The sequence below is a fragment of the Synechococcus sp. W60.3 genome, from assembly GCF_047502615.1.
In the GTDB taxonomy this organism is placed as follows: Bacteria; Cyanobacteriota; Cyanobacteriia; order Thermostichales; family Thermostichaceae; genus Thermostichus.
The window spans coordinates 1-20,448 of record NZ_JANSHJ010000029.1; the positions used below are offsets into that span (position 1 = coordinate 1).

Consider the following 20,448-nt stretch of genomic DNA (forward strand, 5'->3'; position numbering starts at 1 on the left):
GGGTAACCCCCCCCGTCAGCAGGCTTTGGGATTCGCGGCGGCGGTAGGTGCCCTGGGCCGACTGGATGATGGTTTCCCCCTGGCGGATTTCCAGGTTGCCTTCCCCGCGAGCAATTTGCGTGTTGCGGTCGTAGGTGAGGCGGTCGGCGACGATGGTGACCTCCTGATCCTGCTGGGCTGGGGTCGCCTGGGGATCAGCCTGGGCCAAGCGCAGATCCGCCAAGAGGGGATCCCGGCTGTCGACATCGGCCACCTCCTGCAACACCACGCCGCCGGAGAGAATGCTCTGGGCCTGTCGGCGCAGGTAGGTGCCCTGAGGGGCGCGAATCTCGAGGCCGCCTTCGCGAATGCGCAGGTTCCCTTTCCCTTCGGCCACCTGGTTGGCCCGGTCGTAGGTGAGCTGGTCAGCGGTGATGATGGTAGAAGTGGGATCCGCCCCAGCGCTGGTCGGGTCGCTCATGGGCGCGGCTGCTGGGCGTGAGGACTCCGAATCCAAGGGCAACACCGTTAGCTTGCCCTGCTGGGCGCTGAGGAGGGCAAATTGGAAGTTAAACGAGCCGGAGCGGCCCTCTAGGATCATTTCTTGCCCTTTGAGGGTGAAGGCCTCCGGCACCTCGATGCGCTCTTCGGGGGTGATTCGCAGAGCACGGGTCAGAAGCAGGCTGCCATCCTCGCTTCTCACCTCCACCCCCTCATCCAGATACAACGCGTCGGCGGTGGCGTCGTAGCGGGCACGCTTGGCCTGCCAAATCATCCGCTCGCTGCTGGCAAAAAAGGGATCCGGCACCTCTTCTTGGCGGTCGGCGCCATCTCCGTAGAAGTAGCCGTGCGCCCCCTGCTCAAACACCTGTTGCCCAGCTCTTAGCTCCACCTGGTCGGCGATGAGACGCCAACGCCGCTGGCCCCCTCGACGACCCAAGATATCTACCCTGCGGCTGACGGAAAGGGGCTGATCCGGGGGAAGGGGCTCCACCTTTACCTCTTCGATGTCGATGGACAAGGCCCAGCCAACCAGAGCAGCCAAGAGGCCGGTTCCCAAGAGCGCCACCCCCAGGTTGGAATTGAAAAATCGCCGCATCCTGTTCTCACCGCTGCCTTACGTTGATCCCTAACCCATGAGCCCCAGCGGGGCCAACACCCAAGCCGGCACACTAGGCTGTAGCTTATCGCAATTTGCGGGCCGCCTCGGCGGGATCCCGATCACCTCTAGGGTTCTGGCTTATCCCAGACGGCTGAGGATAAAGCCCAGCCCCAGAAACAGCCCCAGCCAAAAGTGGAGGCCGACGGCGATGAACTTAGAATGGCTGATCCGCTGCGGCTGGTCGTGATAGGCCCCCAGCAGGCGGGATAGCCGCACCGCAAAGGGGATCCCGGCAAAACCCAGCAACGTCCAAGCCGGAAAAGCCCCCAGCCCGACAAACAGCAGCAGCAGGCCAAAAATGCTGCCGCAGATCCAGGGGATGAGACGGGCGGAGCGCCGAGTGCCCAGGCGGGCCACCGGCGAGCGCTTGCCGGCAGCCAGATCGTCCTCCACCTGATGGAAATGGGAGCAAAACAAAATTAAGCTGGTGACCATCCCCACCACCAGTGAGGCCGCCAGGGCTGGCAGCGACCAGCTTTGGCTTTGGCTGTAGTGGGCGGCCAAAACCGCCAGCGGCCCGAAGCCCAAAAAACAGAGGAGCTCCCCCAGGCCGTAGTAGCCCAGGCGCAGGGGCGGCCCCTGGTAGGCGTAGCCCAGCCCGCAGGCCAGCAGCACCAATAGCAGCACCGTCGGATCCGATTGCCGCCAGCTCAGCCACAGGATCCCCGCCAGCCCCAAAGCCAAAAAGGCGTTGCCCACCCAAAACACCTGAACCGGCCTGCCCGTCAAGCTGACCAGCGAGTGGAGCTTGTTTTTGTCCACCCCCGTCTGGGCATCAAACACGTCGTTGCTGATGTTGACCCAAGCCAAAAGACAGATGGCGGCCCCCAGAAACACCGCCAAAACCCCCACATCCATCGCCCCTGACTGGGCGTAGGCGATGGCGGATCCCACCCAGATGGGCATGATTGCCACGCTGTACATGGGGGGCTTAAGGGCGGCCATCCACAACTGTCGCCGAGAGCGGCCCTCCCAAGTGCCCTTTTCCGCAAGCTGTACTGGGCTGGCCTTTGGACTCCTGCGCGTTCTCTTTGACGGTTCCGGCTGTGCGAGCATGTTGGATCTAGCTCTCTCTGGGTTCTGTGTTTGCTCTGTATTTGTTAGGTTAGGGGGCTTCTGTTCCCATCCCCAAGGATGCTAAGAAACCTTGCAATCCGTAAAGAAACGCCTGGGATCCGGCGCTGGCGAGCCTGAGCTGCCGGCTGCCCCCCTAATCTCATATCCTGAAACGCCTTTCTGCAGCTTCCCTTGCCGGTTGAGATGACGGTTGTCCTGTTTTCGGCCAAGGTAGGATCGTTCTCTTTTGCTTGCGCATGACTTCTTCTCTTTTCCCCTGGAAGGGTGGGTCCGGACGCACGAAATGGCCCAGAGCCTGGCCGCCCATTCACGCCTCTGCTGGGCCAGCAGAGGTGGAACACGCCTGGGATCCCCTGCTAGCGACCTGCCAAGAGATGGCGCGAGCGCGGGGGATCCCCCAGATTCTCAGCCTATCGCAGCCCATCTCAGGGCTAGATCCGCTGGCAGTGCTGACCCGGCAGTTGGGCTCGCTCCCCCCCAACCGCTCCTCTAGCTATTGCTATCTCTCCCACCAGGCGCAAGGGGAAAGGGTGCGGGTGCTGGGGTGGGGATCCCTGCGGCAGCTCGACCTTTCAGGAGAGGGGAGATTTCAGGCGGCACAGGCCTTTGTGCAAGCCCTACAGCCCCATGTCCACACCGCTCCTGGCAACCTAGAGTCCCCAAGCAGCCGTCAGGAGCGCCCTTTGTGCTTCTGCCGTTTTGGCTTTGCCCCCAGGAGCGGCGGGGGGGCAGCACTGGTCCTGCCGCGCTGGCAACTGTTGCAGGTGGGGGGGGAGCTGACGGTGGCGCGGCTTAACCTAGAAGTCGGCCCCGAAAGCGACCCGGCGGCCTTGGCTGGCCAGATTGCCGCTTTTTTTGCCCGCATGCAGCGTCTTTCCCAGGCTCCCTTGCCCGGTTGGGAGCTGCAGCCCCCTCTACCGGTAGCGGTAGCGGAAACACCTCTCTTGGCTCGCATTCAAAAAGCCCTGCAAGCGATTCAGGCGGGATCCCTGGAAAAAGTGGTGCTGGCAGAGGCTGTGGATCTGGCGTTGCCCTCCCCTCCCCCGATCCCTTCGCTGCTGGCCTATCTGGAGGCCCATCACCCCGATTGCAGCGTCTTCGCCTTTGCCCTGGAAAGCCAGAGGGATTTTCCTCCCCAGATCTTCTTGGGAGCCAGCCCAGAACGGCTACTGTCAGTGTGGCAGGGCCGGGTGCAGATCGATGCGCTGGCCGGCTCCGTCGCCCGCGGCGCCAACGGCCACCAGGATCGCATGTTGGCCGAGCAACTGCTCCGCAGCCCCAAAGACCGCCGCGAACACCAGTGGGTGGTGCGCTCGATCCAAGAGGCTCTGGGCCGGCTGGGGATGGAGCCCCGGATCTCCCCTCAGCCACGGCTGCGCCGTTTGGCCAACATCCAGCATCTGCAAACGGTGATCGAGGCCGAACTCCCTACGGAGGTGCATCTGTTCGACCTGTTGGCCCAGCTCCACCCCACCGCAGCGGTGGGAGGCTATCCGCAGCAGGCGGCGCTGCAGTGGCTGGAGCAGTGGGAGCCCTTTGACCGCTCGAGCTATGCCGCCCCGCTGGGCTGGGTGGACTTGCAGGGCAATGGCGAGTTGGTGGTTGGGATCCGCTCGGCTTTGATCGCGGGGAAGCGGGCCCGCCTGTATGCCGGCGCCGGCATCGTGGCCGATTCCAACCCCGCCCAGGAGCTGGCCGAGATCCGCCTCAAGTTGCATTCTCTGGCCCAGGCGCTGGCCTTGCAGCCCTTGCCCGACTAGATCCTCTCGATCCGGCAGGGGAGAGAGCTGCTCCAACTGCTTCGCAAACGGTTACAGTTAAGAAGCTGGCCCTTCCGTTGGCCTCGACTGCTCGGCAGCATGGTGACCCTGAATCCCACCCATTCCTCTCGTACGGCCGGATCCCGCGCGCAAGTGGGGCTCTGGCCCGGCCTGATCCAGCACTACCGGGACTGGCTCCCCGTCAGCTCCAGCACCCCCGTAGTGACGCTGCATGAGGGCAATACTCCTTTGATCCCCTCTCCCGCGCTGAGCCAACGGCTGGGGCGAGACTGCCAGGTTTACCTGAAGCTGGAGGGCCTCAACCCCACCGGCAGCTTCAAGGATCGGGGCATGACCATGGCAGTGTCCAAAGCCAAAGAGGCGGGGGCGGAAGCGGTCATCTGCGCCAGCACCGGCAACACGTCGGCAGCAGCCGCTGCCTATGCGGCCAAAGGGGGCCTGCGGGCCTACGTGCTGATCCCAGATGGCTACGTGGCCAAGGGCAAGCTGGCCCAGACCCTGATGTACGGGGCCGAGATCATCGCCATCCAGGGCAACTTCGACCAGGCGCTGGCTATGGTGCGGCAACTGGCGGAAGCTTACCCAGTGGCCCTGGTCAATTCTGTCAACCGCTTTCGGCTGGAGGGGCAGAAGACCGCCGCCTTCGAGGTGGTGGATGCCTTGGGGGATGCCCCCGACTGGCTCTGTATCCCCGTGGGCAATGCCGGCAACATCACCGCCTACTGGATGGGGTTTTGTCAGTACCATCAGCAGGGCAAGGCTAGCCGCCGCCCGCGTCTCTACGGCTTTGAGGCTGCCGGCGCCGCTCCCATCGTTCTGGGCCGGGTGGTGGAACACCCGGAAACGGTGGCTACGGCCATCCGCATCGGCAACCCTGCCAGTTGGGTGAAGGCCAAGGCGGCAGTCCAGGCCAGCGGTGGCCGGGTGGATAGTGTAACCGACGAGGAGATCCTGGCCGCTTATCGTCTGCTGGCGGCGGAGGAAGGGATCTTCTGCGAGCCGGCCAGTGCCGCTGCAGTGGCTGGATTGCTGAAATGGCGGGATCAGGTGCCTGCCGGCGCCCAGGTGGTGTGCGTGCTCACCGGCAACGGCCTTAAGGATCCCGACACGGCCGCCCAACAGGGATCCGCCGCCATCCACACAGGAGTAGCCCCCGATTTGGCTGCTGTAGCCCGCCTGATGGGCTTTTAGCGCCGCTGGTCGTGGTTGTGCCACCTGGTAGTACCCCTGGATAAATGGGGTGCTGGCTTAAGTTGGCGACGAAGCCGAGAGGCGTCTCCTTCTCAGGTGGGCTACCTGGTAATTGCCGCCAGCGCCCGTAGAGGAGCCTTGGCTGAATTGGGAAGAGCTAGAGGACTTTTGGCAGTTGGTGGACAAGCTGCAACTGCCTGCGGAAGTGGTGAGACAGGTTTCTCAAGAAGTGGCAGCCGAGCTGGGGGATCCCGGCGTTCCCCCCCTGGAAGTCCTGGTGCAGGGGTTTACTCGTCACTGCGGCTAGAAGGCTGCGCGGGCGACTGATAGTTGCGGATGGCTCGCCTGACCAAAGTGAGAAAGGCATAGGCCCGTTGATCGTTGGGATCCAAGCGCATCACGGTTTGAAAAGCCGCTTCGGCCTGCCGCAGGACCTCGAGATCGAGTTGTCCATCCACCTCTGCTTCCAGTTGAGCCTTTTGCAACAGCAAGGCTCCCCGGTTGTAGTGGGCTGCAACATGGGTGGGATCTGCCGCCAACACGGCCTCCAGCTCGGCCAGTGCCGGATCCAGATAGCCACTCATGCCCAGCACCCAGGCCAGCTTGTAGCGAGCTTCGGTGTGCGCGGGATCCTCGGCAACTGCCCGGCGAAAGGCCTGGATGGCAGCCGGAAAATCGCCTGCCTGAACCGCCGCAATGCCTTCTTGGTAACTGTCGCCGGCCATAGGCAAGGTTGGGCTCGAGTCGAGGGATCCCCAATCTGCAGCTTAGCCCTTTCCAGACAGGATCTCCCAGTTTTCTCAGCGCCTTTTCCCCCCTGGGCCTGCCATCTGCGGCAGGGGAAACTGCATCAGCAGGAGATCTGAGACTGCGCGAAGCCTGCTCCGGTCGAACTCTGCCCCTTCCTAGGATGAACATAGCCACTGATTGTCAGGTGTGAACTATGAACGCCAAACTGGTCTTCCTGCCGCTGGCTTTGGGGCTGTCGATGGCTCCGGCCACCGCCGTTTTCCCGCAGACCCTGGGCCTCTACCCCCCGCTGCAAAGGCTACAACTGGCCGACAATCGGCTGGAAACCGGCACCCGCTCCATTATCGTCAACCCAGTGCCTTCCAACTTGCAGGTCAACCTGGAGCTGGATCGGCGCGGCTCTAACCCCATCTACCGGCCCGGCGAGCCGATTGCCATTACCGTGAGCACCAATCGCGACGCTTACGTCTACCTCTTCAGCATCCAAGCCGATGGCCGCACCCATTTGATTTTGCCCAACCGCTTCTCGGGTGGAAACGAGTTTTTGCGGGCCGGCGAAGCGCGCACCTTCCCGCCCCCTGGCGCCCGCTACCGCCTGACCATCGCCCCGCCCTTTGGCCAAGCCCAAGTATTGGCGGTGGCCTCCCTCCGTCCCCTCAACTTCCAGGAGATTGCCTCTTTTGAGCAGGGTGGCTCCTTTGCCAATGTACGGCTACGGGGATCCCAACTGGGCGATGCCATCGCCCGCGCCATCGTCGTCGAGGAGATCCCTGCCACCGAGTGGGTGACCACCACTCGCTTCTATCGGGTTGCACCGTGGTGACCCCGGCAATGGAGATCCCAGACCCGCCCTAATCCCAGAGTCTGGAACCGACAGCCAAGCAGGCTTGTCTTGCCGCTGCCGGCCTAGACCGAGCCGAAGCTGAGGCCTAGGAGAAGAACAGCCGCCAAGCTCACCACCAGCATTAGACCAGCAGGCAGAAATTGGCCGGTTTTGCGGTAGCGCAGGGCAAAGAGAAGGGATCCCAGCACCGCCGTCCCCAAGCCCAGACCCAGCCCCCAGCGGGGATCTGTTCCCAGTAGCCCGTAGCTGACGCCGCTGAGGGCAGCCCCCACCAGGCCGCTAATTAACGACTTGGAGCTTCTGCCTTTCACATAGCCGACGACCCCGCCTAGCAAAAGCAGCGCTCCATAGACGAGCAAAGTCATCTGTGCGGCCATCATGGCTGGGAAAAACCCCCCTAGCTCGGTCTAGTCGACAACAATTTCACGAATCAAGGGCAGGCGGATGCTGATGTAGCGGTTGAGAATTGAGGCATCGACGTTGCTGAGGGCATGTTTTTTTTGGCAAGCACTCAGAAGCAGATTCACCAAGTCATCGTCGCGCTGATTGAGCCAATCTGGCCTGCCGATCTCGCTGACCAAAGACCAGAACTGGCGTACCATTTCAGGGGTCATGGCATCCATTGTGTAGGGTAAGGGCTGAACTGCGAAAGTGCAAGAGAAAGAGGGGTCTAGGCCATCGATCCCATTCTAGGGAAAACGCCCTGTCCATGAAGGCAACATTTCAGCTCCGTCACAACTTAGGATAAGATGTCATGCTTTCCCATAAACCTCAGCAAACCCCAACCAACCCTGCTTCAGAAGGCTCTGAACCAGAAGCTTCCAGCGCTAATAAAATAAAGCAATAATGACTCTTGCCCAATCTCGACATCGGCATCAAAAGGCTTACAGGCAGACCGGCCAAAACTTCTCAGGGAAGGCGCAGAAGCTTGGCAGGCCTGGACGCTAGTGCAGGGCGTACTGCAACCCATAGGCTCCTTCTTCTCCTGGTTTGTGGGTGTTGGCCCGGAGGGTGTAGGTGCCGCTGCGAGGCAAAAAGGCAATTATCAGGGCATCGCTGCCGCCGCCTTGGTCGTCATCCCAAGCCATCACCTCTCCCTCCGGGTCCAACAGTTGCAAAAAGGCATCGAAATCAGAGCTGGCCATCGAAGCGAGTAGGATCTGGCCGGCCCGGGCAGCGATGGGGTGTTCTTCCATCCAACTGCCGTCTTCAGGGTGTTGGGCGGATCCCTTCTGCAGACGGCCCGACACCGTTTGCTGCCAATCGACCTGGGCCAGCCGGTAGGTCAGCCGGTAGGTGCCAGTGGATGCCGGCTTGAAGCTTGTGGCCCGCAAGGTGTAGGTGCCTTCCTGCAGCAGCCGCACCGCCAAGAGGGCATTAACATCTGGGCCGGAGTCGTCGTCAAAGCCGATTACCCGCCCTTGGCCGTCCACCAGCTCCAGGTAAGGGTCAAAGTCTTCGCTCTCCAGGGCGGCGATCAGGATCTGGCCCGCCTCGGCGGCCACAGGGATCCCATCCCAGTAGCTGCCGTACTGGGGGCTGACCTCGTCCCCCCCTTCAAGAGTTCCTGTCAGGGTTTGGCTGCCTCTCCACAGGGGAGAGGGAGTCAAGGCGGCTCCCACTTGTGTGCTCCCCTCTCCCACGGGGTTCAACAGCCGACAGCCGCTGGCCAACCCCAAAGCCACCCAAGCAAGGGCCAAACGGGATCCCCAACCGAGGAAAAACCCAGAACTAGAACATAAGCTCGACATCCAATCGACGAGGATCCGTCTAGAGGGAATGGAGACCACAGACTCAATTCTACTCCTTGGGCGGAGCCCGGCCAGGGACGGCAATTTACAGAGCATCCCAAGCTTGCAAGACGGCCTCTAGGGCCAACCGCCCGTGGCTGAGATGGGTCCCCCCCTGTAAGTAGACGATGTAGGGCTCGCGCATTGGCCCATCGGCGGAGAGCTCGGCGCTGCTGCCGGCAACAAAAGTGCCCGCCGCCATCACCACCGGGTCGGCATAGCCGGGCATCACTTCTGGGATCGGGGTGAGGTAGGAATCCACTGGCGAGCTGCTTTGGATAGCGCGGCAAAAGGCCTGCAACTTCTGCGGGGATCCCAGTTGAATGGCCTGGATGATGTCGGTGCGGGACACCTGGGGTGACGGGGAAACAGGATAGCCCAGATCGTGGAACACCTGGGCGGCCAGATGGGCGATCTTGACCGCTTCGGCCACCATCTGTGGAGCCAAAAACAGCCCCTGGAACAGCAGGCGATTGAGATCGAAAGTTGCTCCCCCTTCCGAGCCGATCCCTGGCGCTGTCAGCCGGCAGGCAGCCTGCTCCACCAGCTCGGCCCGCCCCGCCACATAGCCCCCCGCCGGGGCCAGGGTGCCGCCTGGATTTTTGATTAGGGATCCAGCAATCAAATCTGCGCCCACGTGGGTGGGCTCTTGGGTTTCCACAAACTCGCCATAGCAGTTATCGACCAAGACCACCACCTCCGGGTTTTGTGCCTTGACGATCTGGATCATCTCGGCAATCTGGGCGATGGAAAAGCTGGGACGCCAGTCATAGCCACAGGAGCGCTGGATGTGAACCAGGCGGGTTTGCGGTTTGAGGGCCGTTTTCAGGGCCTGCCAATCGACATCTCCTTCCCGCAGATCCAACTGACGATAGGTAACGCCGAACTCCCGCAGGGATCCCCGCCCCGATCCCCGCAGGCCGATCACCTCCTCCAGAGTGTCGTAGGGGGGGCCGGTGATGGCCAACAGCTCATCCCCCGGCCGCAGCACGCCAAACAGGGCACAGGCAATGGCATGGGTGCCAGACACCATTTGCAGCCGCACCAGCGCCGCCTCACAGCCCATGATCTGGGCAAACACCCGATCCAAAACCTCTCGTCCCCGGTCGTCGTGACCATAGCCCGATACGCCGGCAAAGTGATGGGATCCCACCTGCTGGTCGCGGAAGGCCTGCAGCACCCGCGCCAGGTTCTCCCTAAGGACCCTATCTATCGCCTGAAACTGATCCTGCAAAGCTGCTTCTGCTTTGTCCAAAAGCTCCTTCGCTTTCCAAGAGATCTCTCTGACCACCGGGTCCACCCCACTTCTTCTAAGCAAACCGGCCTTCCGGCTAGCAGGTCGGCCACAGAGGCCAAAAACGGCTTTTCAGACCTGCTCTTGGTAACGATATTTCTACGGGATCCCTATCTTATAAAAAGCTTAACTTCAGTCAACATCTCTTCATTCTCCCTTTCAGTCTCTGTCTGAGCTGGAAAAAGCACCCTGGCTCACCAGGTTGTATAATGGCCACAAGTTCTGTAAGGAGAAAAGAGAAAAGATAGCAATAAACAATAAGGAGATGCTCGCCCTGAGAGCAGAGGTCGATTCAGCAAGTGCTTATTCTCTCTGTTGAATTTAAGTTTAGTAAAAGCATTTTCGGCAGAACCTATCTGTGTAAGTTCTGCCACTAAGTTTGCCCTTTTCGAGCAGTCTGGAGACCTTCTCCACTTGAATTTGGAGTTCCGAATTCAGGGAACCTCTCCTTGCCTGAGAAGTGGTGCTGGCTCCCAATCCCTTAAAAATGAAGACGGCCTAAATTTATTCTTAACCCCTGAACCAGATCCCTGGGGGAGATGTTAACTTAGACTTAACCCAAGAGGTTAGTGCCGATGCCAAAGCCGATCTTCATCTTCTGGCGTAGCCCTTTCTGCAAGTTGCCGGGCCGCGATCATGCCTGAGGTGGGGGCTGTTTCCTAGGGATCCTTTGCGAGGGTGAGGCGCTAACTTTAGGTGTAAACTGACACAACCGGGAGAGTACCCATGACTAAGCTTGTGATCCAAGGGAAAAACGTCGAGATTACCGACGCCATCCGCAGCTACGTTCAAGAAAAAATCGAGCGGGCTGTCAAACATTTTGCCCAGATCACCAGTGAAGTGGATGTCAATCTATCGGTAGCCCGTAACCCCCGCATCAGTGCCAACCAATCTGCCGAAGTTACCGTCTACGCCAACGGCACCGTCATCCGGGCGGAGGAAAGCAGCGAGAACCTCTACGCCAGCATTGACCGCGTTGCCGACAAGCTGGCCCGCAAGCTGCGCAAATATAAAGAACGCAACGGCGTTCACCGCATCCGCCATTCTCCCAAAACCTCGGTGGCAGTGGCCCAGCAGCCCCTTACCGATCCTCTGAATACAGAACGGCAAGCAGAGCTGCCCCCTGAGGTGGTGCGCACCAAGTATTTCGCCATGCCTCCCATGACAGTTCAGGAGGCGCTGCACCAGTTGGAGCTGGTGGATCATGATTTTTACGTGTTCCGCAACATCGAAAACGGCGAGATCAACGTCATCTATGTCCGCAAGCACGGCGGCTACGGGCTGATCCGCCCCCATCCCTAGAGGAGACCCTGCGGGCTTTCTTGTTTGCCTTAGGTCTCAGGGGCAGCGCCTGCTGGATCAGGTGGATGAGCTGCTTGAGATGGTGATGCAGCAGGAGATCCTGCCAGTTGCGAGGCGAGACCGATCCTTGGCTTGGCCAGCCCTAGGCAGCTTTGCCCTCCTCTTTAATTCCCGCCTTCTTCCAATCGTAAAAGCTGCCCTCACCCCCAGCCCCTCTCCCACAAGGGAGAGGGGAAAGTCAGGGATCGGCCAACTAGATGTTGGGGAGCCGTTTGCACCGTGGCTCCCCGACCAAGAGGGCCTCGAAGAAAAGAGAAGGGAGAGGGCTCTATTCTTCAGCGGCGGAGAGGCTCCCCAACGGCCAGCACCTGCTGCAGGAACTGATCCTGGTGCTGGCGCAAGACGCCCAGATCCGGGCCGTGGTTGAGTAAGACGAAACGGGTGCCATCCGGAAGCTGCCCCACCATCATCAGTCGGTTGGCGGCAGAGCCCACCTGGGCGATCGTGCCCGGGGGCAGAGCGCGGAGCTGCAAAGGGCTGTGGCCGACCCCGGCCACTGGCAGGACACGCCTGGGATCCCCGTCTGTGGCCTCAAGCAGATGTTCCCACAGATGGGCCAGGGCGCGGGGGGAGAGGTACAGCTCTTGCCCGCCTGGGCCAAGGCGAATTTCCAACTGGGCAGGGGCCAGTTTGGGATCCAGATGGGCAACCGGCTGAGCTACCAACCGCTGCTGCAGGTACTCCAGCAGGGCTGTTCTGCCTGCCAGCTCCGCCAACAGGGCTTCTGCCATGGCCCGATCGTTGCCGCCGTTGAGGATTTGTAGCAGGGATCCCAGGCGCAGCGAGGTGTAGCCGGCCAGGCAATGGATCTCCTCCGGCAGCTCCCTTAACGTTGACCCGGAGCCGCCGAGGGTCACAGGATAGGGCCCCTGGGGATCTCGGAGGAGCTCGGCAAGCCGGCGGGCGCTGGCCAGAGAGTCAGGCTGACCCAGCAAGCGGAAGGGGGGCACCACCTTCACCTCGCCGTCGATCTGGCGAATGCCGAGGTTGTGCAGGTGGCGGGCCAGCTCGGCCACATTGGCCTCCCGGAAATAGGGATCCCCGCCGCCCACCACGACCAAGTCTCCCGTCAAGCGCTGGCCGGAGCGGTGGCTGGTGGTGTAGAAGCGAGTTTGGAAGCGATACTCATAGCCCCACTTTTCCAGCGCCATCAGGCTGAGGGCCAATTGATCCAAAGCCCCCACCGGCAAAGGCCGATCCAGCAGGTGCTCCGCCAAGAGCTCGCCTTCGGCTGTCCAAAGCAGGATCCCCTGTTGAGAGAGCGCTCCCCCTTGGGCCGCCAATCCCTGCAAAAAACCGGACAAGGCCACGGCGTAGGGGGAATCCTGCCACTGCGACGATTGCCCACGGGGCCACCAGGGGGGAAGGCCGGGCGTGCCACTGGGGGAAGGCAGCGGCGGCGGCGGGGTGGGGATGGGGGGGAAGGGGTTTTGCGCCGCTGCTGTAACCTCAGCCTGGACACCCTGAGAGGGGGTTTCGGCACTGCTGCGGTTGTTCCAGCAGGCCCCCAGGGCCAGAGAACAAACCAACGGGATCCCTGCCCAGAGGAAACGGCGCTGGGAGCTCAACCCCTGTAGGATAGACAACATGCTGACCTCCCAAAAGACATTGGCAAAGAGAACGAGCTGGCAAAACTTGAAGCTACTCTAGTGCCATCTCAATGGCTCTGGCAAATTTTCCCCTTGCCCACTGCCCCTCTTTTGCCGAGGCGACCCCAGATGGGCAAATCGGCATTTTCTTCCTTCACACAGAAGAGCGGGATCCCTGTCACGCCAAGCTTAATTTGGTTCCTATCTGATGCTAATTGGCGGGAGATTCGCCCCTCGCCCAACCCTCCACTGTAACTTTTGTTGTAAAGCCTGTAACGCTTTTGTAACGGATGATGACCTGCTTTTGGCCGCTCTTTATAGAAGGTTAGAATGGAAGAATTTAAGCTCTAAGCATTCTCAGCCACCCATGGGGAACCCTCAGCGATGGCTCAGTTGGAGAAACAAGCCTTCCTGGAGCGATGGCGCGAGATTCTGGCCCCTTATTCCCTGGGCTATCGCCTTCGGCTGTTGTCGCAATTGGTGCGGCGGAAATTTCAGGCCTACCTGGAGCCCTTCGGCCTGACCGCTTCCCACTGGGTGGTGCTTTGCTGCCTCTGGGAAGAAGACGGGATCCCCACCTCCACTATCTGCGAGCGCCTGCAGCAGTTGGGGGGTACCATGACCGGTGTCTTGGACGGCATGGAGAAACGGGAGCTGATCCGGCGGCAGCGGGATCCCAAGGATCGGCGGATCTGGCGGGTTTACCTCACCCCTGCCGGAGAGAAGTTGAAAGAAATTTTGCCCCCTCTCATTTGGGAGTTGCGGGAGCAGACCTACGGCTGTCTCAGCTTAGAAGAACGGGCAACCCTGTCGCGGCTGGTGGATCGGCTGATTGCCCACTTGTCGGAGGAGTCGGAGGCCGCGGTGGTGGCAGAGCCGCACCATCGCTTGTCCTATTGACACTCCCACCCAGGGGATTCTTACGCAGCCCAAAATGGACTCGTAAAGGCGCTGTCAAGACGCCCCTAGACAGTCCTTTGAGGCATAACCTCAAAGTTCTGCTTACTTCGGACTGAAGTTCCTCCAGGTTAGTTATTGCCGCATCTATGGGTTGACGGTTGAGCTGATGGGGATCCCTGCTGTGTTGCTCCTAGACTGTTCTCCCTTAAGTCTTTCCTCGGCTGAGGCGCGGGAGAAATTGCTGTATTTGCTGGCCCAACTGGCCTACCGCGAGGGATCCTTTACCCTCACGTCTGGGCAGCAAAGCACTTACTACATCAACTGCAAGCCGGTTACCCTCCACCCCCAGGGAGCCTACCTGGTGGGATCCCTGCTGCATCGGCTACTGCCCCCTGAGACCGAGGCAGTTGCCGGCATGACCTTGGGGGCGGATCCCTTGGTCACAGCGGTGAGTTTGGCCTCTCTGCAGGCTGAGCCGGCCAACCTGGCGGCCCTGATTGTCCGCAAAGAGCCTAAGGGACATGGCACCCAGGCCTGGATCGAGGGGCCGGAGTTGCCGGCGGGCAGCCGGGTTTGGATCTTGGAGGATGTGGTGACCACCGGCGGCTCGGCTCTCAAGGCTGTCGAGCGGGTGCGGGCAGCGGGCTATCGGGCAGAAGGGATCCTGGCTTTGGTGGATCGACTGGAAGGGGCAGAGGCCCGTTACCGCGAAATGGGGATCCCCTTTCGCCGCCTGTTTACCCTTGAAGAGGTGCGTGCCTGCCATCAGAGTCTCCGCCAGGGCTTGGTGGGCTGGCCGGTTTTGGGAGGTGAGGGGGGTTCCCAAGCCTGCTCTTGAGAGGCTCCCCATCTCTCCTCCGCTGCAAGAGCTGGCCAAGCCAAAAAGGCCGTTGGCGCTTTTGACCTTTGGTCTTGGTTTTGTCGATTGGTAGCTGTCATTGGGCTGTAGAAGTGACAGGATAGGCGGTGAAATAGGGCGAAAAGGGTTTAGCCATGCGCATGGGCAGACTCAGTGGCATCCTCTTGCACCCCACCTCGCTACCGGGGCCATTTGGCATCGGCGATCTGGGGCCGGCTGCCTACCGGTTTGTGGATTTTCTGGTGGAAAGCGGCCAGCGCCTCTGGCAGGTGCTGCCCCTTGGCCCCACCGGCTGGGGCAACTCCCCCTACATGAGCTTTTCTGCCATTGCCGGCAACCCACTGCTGATTAGCCCGGAGCTGCTGGTGAAAGCCGGCTGGCTGGAACCCAACGGCTGGCAGGATCTGCCCCAATGGCCAGCCATCCAGGCGGGGAATGCTGAGCGGGTGGACTACGAAACCGTGATCCCCTTCAAGCTGGGCTTGTTGCGCCGCGCCTGGGCCACCTTCAAAGACAAGGCCACCGCCGCCGACTGGGAAGCCTTTCAAGCCTACTGTGCTGCCGAGGCCGATTGGCTGCCGGACTACGCCCTGTTCATGGCCCTCAAAGAGGTGTATGGCGACCAGGAATGGACCCAATGGGATCCAGCCTTGGCACAACGGGATCCCCTGGCTTTGCAAGAGGCCCGTGACCGCCATGCCGATGCCATCACCCGGCAGATGTTTTGGCAGTATCTATTTGCCCAACAGTGGGGATCCCTAAGAGAGTACGCCCACCGGCATCAAGTGCAGCTCATCGGGGACATACCCATCTATGTCGCCCCCAACAGCGCCGATGTGTGGGCCAACCGGGAGCTGTTTCACCTGGATGAACAAGGACGGCCCTTGCAGGTAGCCGGCGTGCCCCCCGACTATTTCAGCCCCACCGGGCAGCGCTGGGGCAACCCCCTCTACAACTGGGAGGTGCTCAAGGCCCGCGGCTACGACTGGTGGATCCGGCGCATCCAGGCCATTCTCAAGCAGGTGGATTGCGTCCGCATCGACCACTTCCGCGGCTTCGAGAGCTACTGGGCCATCCCCGGCGCTGCGGAAACAGCGGTAGAAGGCGAGTGGCAAAAAGGGCCGGGGGCCGACTTCTTTCAGGCGCTGGCCGACAAGCTGGGGAAAATCCCGGTGATCGCCGAAGATCTGGGAGACATTACGCCGGAGGTGTTGCAACTGCGGGATCAATTTGGCTTGCCCGGCATGAAGGTGTTGCTCTTTGCCTTCGGCTCTGGGCCCGATAACCCCTATTTGCCCCATGCCTATGAGCGCAACTTTGTCGTTTACACCGGCACCCACGACAACAACACCGTGGTGGGCTGGTTTCATGACCCAGAACGCCCGGAGTGGGAAAAGCAAAACCTGTTGCGCTACCTGGGCTGCCAGGGATCCGACGGCATCCACTGGGATCTGATTCGCCTGGCCCTGGCTTCCGTGGCCGACCTGGCCATCATTCCCCTGCAAGATGTGATGGGCCTGGGGGCAGAGGCGCGCATGAACTTCCCCGGCAGGGCCGAGAACAACTGGGCCTGGCGCTACCGCGAGGAGATGCTGCGGCCGGAGCTGGCCCAGCGGCTGGCGGAGCTGAGCGTCACCTACGGGCGCATCTCTCCGCAAGAGTTGGAGCAACGGCGGGCAGCCCTGGCCCAAGAGCGGGCGGCTGGGTTCCCTGAAAGATTTTGAACCTCTTTTCTCAACGCCGTTCTTCGCTTGCCTCAGCAGAGACCTGTTCTCAAAGCCGCCAACAGCAGCAATTTGCCGGCACCAGGGATCCCAGCCAGATTCCAAACAAGAAGCCGGATCTCTAGTCCAGCGCTCGTGCCTGGGCCAGGAACTCCGCCACCGTCAGGGATCCCAGGTCTTGGCCGTGGCGCTGCCGCACGCTCACTGTGCCAGTTGCCTGCTCTTTTTCCCCCACAATCAGCATGAAGGGAACCTTGGCCTTCTCGGCGTTGCGGATCTTTTTGGGCAGGCGGTCGCTGTCGGCATCGATGTGGACGCGGATCCCCTGTTCTCGCAACTGATCCCGCACCTGGGTGGCATAGCCCAGGTATTGGTCGGAAACGGGCAAGATGCGCACCTGTTCCGGCGCCAGCCAGAAGGGAAAATCCCCAGCGTATTCTTCGATGAGGATCCCAATCAGCCGCTCCAGCGAACCAAAGGGAGCGCGGTGGATCATTACCGGCCGCTGCCGGGATCCGTCCTCGGCCACATAGTACAAGTCAAAGCGCTGCGGGTTTTGGTAGTCTACCTGCACCGTGCCCAACTGCCACTCCCGATCCAGCGCGTCGCGGAAGATAAAGTCCAGCTTCGGCCCGTAGAAAGCCGCCTCTCCGATCCCTTCAAAATAGGGCATCGACAACTTCTCCACCGCGCGGCGAATGGCATTCTCGGCCATATCCCACTCTTCCGGGGATCCCAGATATTTATCGGATTTGGGATCGCGGAAGCTGAGGCGGGCGCGAAAATCTTTGAGTTTGAGCTTGTCGAAAACCACCAGAATGAGATCGACAACCTTGAGAAACTCTTCTTCCAACTGATCGGGACGAACGAACAAGTGGGCGTCGTCCACCGTAAAGCCGCGAACGCGGGTCAAGCCCCCCAATTCCCCCGATTGTTCGTAGCGATAGACGGTGCCGAACTCGGCATAGCGCAGCGGCAAATCGCGGTAGGATCTCAGCTCTGATTTATAGATTTGGATGTGAAAAGGACAGTTCATCGGCTTCATGACAAAGCCCTGTTCAGCGGCGCGCGCCTCCTCGCTCTCGGCCATCATGGGAAACATGTCTTCCCGGTACTTCTGCCAGTGGCCGGAGATCTTGAACAGATCCACGCGGGCAATGTGGGGCGTCACCACCGGCAGATAGCCCCGCTTGAGCTGCTCCTGCTTGAGAAAATCCTCTAGCACCCAGCGCAGAGTAGTTCCTTTGGGGGTCCAAAGGGGCAGGCCCGGCCCCACTTCATCGGCAAATATAAATAGGCCCAGCTCCTTGCCCAGCTTACGGTGATCCCGCCGCTTGGCCTCTTCCAGCCGCCGCTTGTATTCCTTGAGCTCCTCCGGCGTCTCCCAGGCGGTGCCGTAGATGCGCTGGAGCTGCGGCTTGGTCTCGTCCCCCCGCCAATAGGCGCCGGCCACGCTGAGCAGGTCAAAAGCTTTGGGGTTGATCTCCTTCGTGTTTTCCACGTGGGGGCCGGCACAGAGATCCCACCACTCATCCCCCAGATGGTAGATGGTGATCGGCTCGCCTTCGGGAATGCTATCTAAAATCTCCAGCTTGTAAGGTTCGCCGAGGGCCTCGATGCGGCGCCTGGCCTCCTCCCGGCTCACCTCCTCGCGGATCACCGGCAAGCCTTTCTTGATGATCGCCTGCATCTCTTTTTTGATGCGCTCCAGATCTTCCGGCGTGAAGGGCTCGGGATGGTCAAAGTCGTAGTAAAAGCCATAGTCGGTCGTCGGGCCGATGGTTACCTGGGCCTTGGGAAACAGCCTTTGCACCGCCATCGCCAGGACGTGAGAGGTGGTGTGGCGGATGCGCTCCAGCTTGGGAGATTCGTGGGTACGCAGCAGCTTGAGGGGGCTGTTGGCCTGTTGAGGGGATGCGGCTGGTTGAGACATCGGAACCCGCTTGGCGACAAAAATGACTCTGCAGTGCTTTTATCTTAGTCTGAGGCCAGAACAGCCGGGATCCCCAACGGGGACAACTCTCTGTTTAAGAAAGACCGTCGCCTTTAAACCCAAAGCTCGGCCAAGAAAAAGGGGGGAAAGCACACAGTATTCTAGAAGTGTCGCAAAGTGTCGCAACCTCTGAATTCATTCATGGTCTCTTCGCTCGCCAACCTTGCCGAACGCTCTGCCGCCGCCTCTGAACCGAAACCGGCCCCCCTTTCTGAGTCTGGAGTTGCTCCGGTCATAGCCGCCATCGATGTGGGCAGCAACTCCCTGCACATGGTGGTGGTGCGCATTAACCCCAATATCCCCAGCTTCACCATCATCTCCCGCGAAAAAGCCACCGTCCGGCTGGGGGAATTCTGCAGCCAGACGGGCGCCCTTACCCCTGCTGCCATGGAACGGGCCCGGACGGCTCTGGAGCGGTTTTGCCGCATTGCCGAGAGCTTTCAGGTGCAGGATATCGTTGCCGTGGCCACCAGCGCTGTGCGCGAGGCCCCCAATGGGCCGGAGTTCTTGAAGCGGATCGAGCAGGAGCTGGGCCTGCGCATCGAGCTGATCTCCGGCCAGGAGGAGGCCCGCCGCATCTACCTGGGGGTGCTCTCGGCCATGGAGTTCCACAATCGGCTGCACGCGGTGGTGGATATCGGCGGCGGCTCGACCGAGCTGATTCTGGGCAACGGCCAAGAGCCGGAGTTTCTACGCAGCATCAAGGTGGGGGCGGTGCGCCTGACCCAAGCTTTTTTGCACCACGATCCGCCCACCTCCGCCGAGCTGCAGGCGCTGCGGCAACATGTCCGCGGCATGCTGGAAGCTCCCATTGAGCAGATGCGGCGCATCGTCGAAGCCTCCCAACAGCCGGGATCCCTGACCTTGGTGGGCACCTCCGGCACCATCGAGTGCTTGGCCCAGTTGGATGCCCGCCGTCGGCTGGGCGCTGCCCCCACTCGCCTGCAGGGGTATGAGTTCAGCCTGGAAGCCCTGCGGGCCTATGTCAAAGAGCTGCGCTCCCTCACCGTGGCCGAACGGCAAAAACTGCCCGGCTTTGGGGAAAGACGCGGGGAGATCATCCTGGCTGGGGCCGTCATCTTGGAGGAGGTGATGACCCTGCTGGGGGTGGAGCGGATCCAGTTTTGCGAACGGGCCCTGCGGGAAGGGCTGATCGTGGATTGGATGATCGGCCAGGGGCTCATTGAAGATCGGCTGCGCTACCACAGCTCGGTGCGGCGGCGCAGCATCCTCAAGCTGGCGGAAAAATACCAGGTGGAGCTCCCCTATGCCGAGCGGGTAGCGGAGTTTGCCCTCAGTCTTTTCGATCAGACCCGCGGCATCCTGCACTCCTGGGGCTCCCGCGAGCGAGCTCTTCTCTGGGCGGCCGCCATGCTGCACAACTGCGGCCACTTCATCAGCCATGCCGCCCACCACAAGCACTCCTACTACCTGATCCGCCACGGGGAGCTGTTGGGCTTCAACGAGGAAGAGATAGAGGTGATCGCCAACCTGGCCCGCTACCACCGCAAGTCGCCCCCCAAGAAGAAGCACGAGAACTTTCAACGCCTCAGCAACGAGCGGGATCGCCAAGTTGTCCTCGAGCTCAGCCCCCTGCTGCGCATAGCCTGTGCTCTGGATCGCCGCCGCCTGCAGGCCATCCAAGCTCTCCACTGCCGTTTTCAGCTTCTGGGAGAAGGCCCCCGCTGCATGGAGCTGATTTTGGATCCCAGGCACCCCAACGACGACTGTGCCCTGGAGCTGTGGAGCTTGAACGAGAAGAAAAAGGTCTTCGAGCAACAGTTCAAGCTGCAGGTGATTCCCAAATTATCCACCCAGATCCAGCGCAGCGCGGATCCCTTTGAGGCAGCCGTCTAGCCAAGGGGCGTATAGTCGTTTCAAACAAGACGAAGACACTTTGCCGCCGACCCCCTCTACCCTCGCCCCCGGCCCCTCTCCCAAAGGGAGAGGGGAGTTGGGGATAGTGCTCCGCACGGCCGGCGCGTCCGCGACAGCGTTGCGTAGCAATAACGACGCAGAGAAACGTTTCATTGCCATTTGAGATGGCTGTAACTACCAAGCTGCCGGTGAACGCCAATAGCTGGGCAAGCGGATCGTATTCCTTTAGCTACCGTTTGCACCAGCGGGATAAAGTTCTCGCGAGGCTGCACGGC

The 20,448-nt window shown here is 61.0% G+C and carries 18 protein-coding genes; 9 read left to right on the forward strand and 9 right to left on the reverse strand.

Annotated features, from left to right (window positions below):
• The coding region (locus NW846_RS10045; RefSeq protein ID WP_414515895.1) for an LptA/OstA family protein at positions 1-1,078 on the reverse strand (1,078 nt) is incomplete at its 3' end.
• Positions 1,079-1,219: 141 nt separating this feature from the next.
• Positions 1,220-2,086, reverse strand: coding sequence for a 2-carboxy-1,4-naphthoquinone phytyltransferase (gene menA / locus NW846_RS10050; protein ID WP_414346822.1), 867 nt, complete (start codon positions 2,084-2,086; stop codon positions 1,220-1,222).
• Positions 2,087-2,550: 464 nt separating this feature from the next.
• Between menA and NW846_RS10055 the strand changes: the two genes are divergently transcribed.
• The 3 genes from NW846_RS10055 (at position 2,551) to NW846_RS10065 (ending at position 5,497) form a co-directional block, all read left to right on the forward strand.
• On the forward strand, positions 2,551-3,978 hold the full coding sequence (locus tag NW846_RS10055) for an isochorismate synthase (protein ID WP_414515897.1): 1,428 nt from the start codon (positions 2,551-2,553) through the stop codon (positions 3,976-3,978).
• A 153-nt stretch (positions 3,979-4,131) separates the two neighbouring features.
• Positions 4,132-5,190, forward strand: coding sequence for a threonine synthase (thrC, locus tag NW846_RS10060; RefSeq protein ID WP_011431249.1), 1,059 nt, complete (start codon positions 4,132-4,134; stop codon positions 5,188-5,190).
• Positions 5,191-5,302: 112 nt separating this feature from the next.
• The gene (locus NW846_RS10065) at positions 5,303-5,497 is read left to right on the forward strand and encodes a hypothetical protein (RefSeq protein WP_011431248.1); all 195 of its coding nucleotides are present in this window, start codon (positions 5,303-5,305) and stop codon (positions 5,495-5,497) included.
• Here the strand turns inward: NW846_RS10065 and NW846_RS10070 are convergent.
• Entirely contained in the window at positions 5,478-5,915 is a 438-nt protein-coding gene (locus NW846_RS10070) for a tetratricopeptide repeat protein (protein ID WP_011431247.1), read from the reverse strand. The two genes, NW846_RS10065 and NW846_RS10070, sit on opposite strands and share 20 nt — an antisense overlap.
• 218 nt (positions 5,916-6,133) lie before the next feature.
• Here NW846_RS10070 and NW846_RS10075 point away from each other — a divergent pair, with 218 nt between their 5' ends.
• Entirely contained in the window at positions 6,134-6,763 is a 630-nt protein-coding gene (locus NW846_RS10075) for a DUF4384 domain-containing protein (protein WP_414346825.1), read from the forward strand.
• Positions 6,764-6,846: 83 nt separating this feature from the next.
• Here the strand turns inward: NW846_RS10075 and NW846_RS10080 are convergent, their stop codons facing one another.
• From NW846_RS10080 to NW846_RS10095, 4 genes are all read right to left on the reverse strand, one after another.
• On the reverse strand, positions 6,847-7,164 hold the full coding sequence (locus NW846_RS10080; protein ID WP_041438567.1) for a TMEM14 family protein: 318 nt from the start codon (positions 7,162-7,164) through the stop codon (positions 6,847-6,849).
• Between the two features lie 27 nt (positions 7,165-7,191).
• Positions 7,192-7,398, reverse strand: coding sequence for a hypothetical protein (locus NW846_RS10085; RefSeq protein WP_071813530.1), 207 nt, complete (start codon positions 7,396-7,398; stop codon positions 7,192-7,194).
• A gap of 330 nt (positions 7,399-7,728) precedes the next feature.
• Complete coding sequence (locus NW846_RS10090) at positions 7,729-8,484, reverse strand: hypothetical protein (protein ID WP_099812830.1); 756 nt, start codon at positions 8,482-8,484, stop codon at positions 7,729-7,731.
• A 136-nt stretch (positions 8,485-8,620) separates the two neighbouring features.
• Positions 8,621-9,865 carry an aminotransferase class I/II-fold pyridoxal phosphate-dependent enzyme gene (locus NW846_RS10095; RefSeq protein WP_011431241.1) on the reverse strand — a complete coding sequence of 415 codons (1,245 nt, stop codon included), beginning with the start codon at positions 9,863-9,865 and terminating at the stop codon, positions 8,621-8,623.
• A gap of 729 nt (positions 9,866-10,594) precedes the next feature.
• Between NW846_RS10095 and hpf the strand changes: the two genes are divergently transcribed.
• Positions 10,595-11,170, forward strand: a complete 576-nt coding sequence (gene hpf / locus NW846_RS10100; RefSeq protein ID WP_011431240.1) for a ribosome hibernation-promoting factor, HPF/YfiA family — start codon at positions 10,595-10,597, stop codon at positions 11,168-11,170.
• 335 nt (positions 11,171-11,505) lie between these two features.
• Here hpf and NW846_RS10105 read toward each other — a convergent pair whose 3' ends face one another.
• Positions 11,506-12,819, reverse strand: a complete 1,314-nt coding sequence (locus NW846_RS10105; protein WP_011431238.1) for a D-alanyl-D-alanine carboxypeptidase — start codon at positions 12,817-12,819, stop codon at positions 11,506-11,508.
• A gap of 384 nt (positions 12,820-13,203) precedes the next feature.
• Here NW846_RS10105 and NW846_RS10110 point away from each other — a divergent pair, with 384 nt between their 5' ends.
• The 3 genes from NW846_RS10110 to malQ all read left to right on the forward strand — a co-directional run bounded on the left by NW846_RS10110 (position 13,204) and on the right by malQ (position 16,302).
• Positions 13,204-13,719, forward strand: a complete 516-nt coding sequence (locus NW846_RS10110; protein ID WP_099812831.1) for a MarR family winged helix-turn-helix transcriptional regulator — start codon at positions 13,204-13,206, stop codon at positions 13,717-13,719.
• A gap of 166 nt (positions 13,720-13,885) precedes the next feature.
• Positions 13,886-14,557: an orotate phosphoribosyltransferase gene (pyrE, locus tag NW846_RS10115; RefSeq protein WP_099813326.1), complete on the forward strand. Its 672-nt coding sequence runs from the start codon at positions 13,886-13,888 to the stop codon at positions 14,555-14,557.
• 155 nt (positions 14,558-14,712) lie between these two features.
• Complete coding sequence (gene malQ / locus NW846_RS10120) at positions 14,713-16,302, forward strand: 4-alpha-glucanotransferase (RefSeq protein WP_414515899.1); 1,590 nt, start codon at positions 14,713-14,715, stop codon at positions 16,300-16,302.
• Between the two features lie 121 nt (positions 16,303-16,423).
• Here malQ and thrS read toward each other — a convergent pair whose 3' ends face one another.
• Positions 16,424-18,235, reverse strand: a complete 1,812-nt coding sequence (thrS, locus tag NW846_RS10125; protein ID WP_414346826.1) for a threonine--tRNA ligase — start codon at positions 18,233-18,235, stop codon at positions 16,424-16,426.
• Between the two features lie 201 nt (positions 18,236-18,436).
• Between thrS and NW846_RS10130 the strand changes: the two genes are divergently transcribed.
• A complete protein-coding gene (locus NW846_RS10130; protein ID WP_240531066.1) occupies positions 18,437-20,152 on the forward strand; it encodes a Ppx/GppA phosphatase family protein in 1,716 nt (571 codons plus the stop codon).
• Positions 20,153-20,448: the final 296 nt, after the last annotated feature.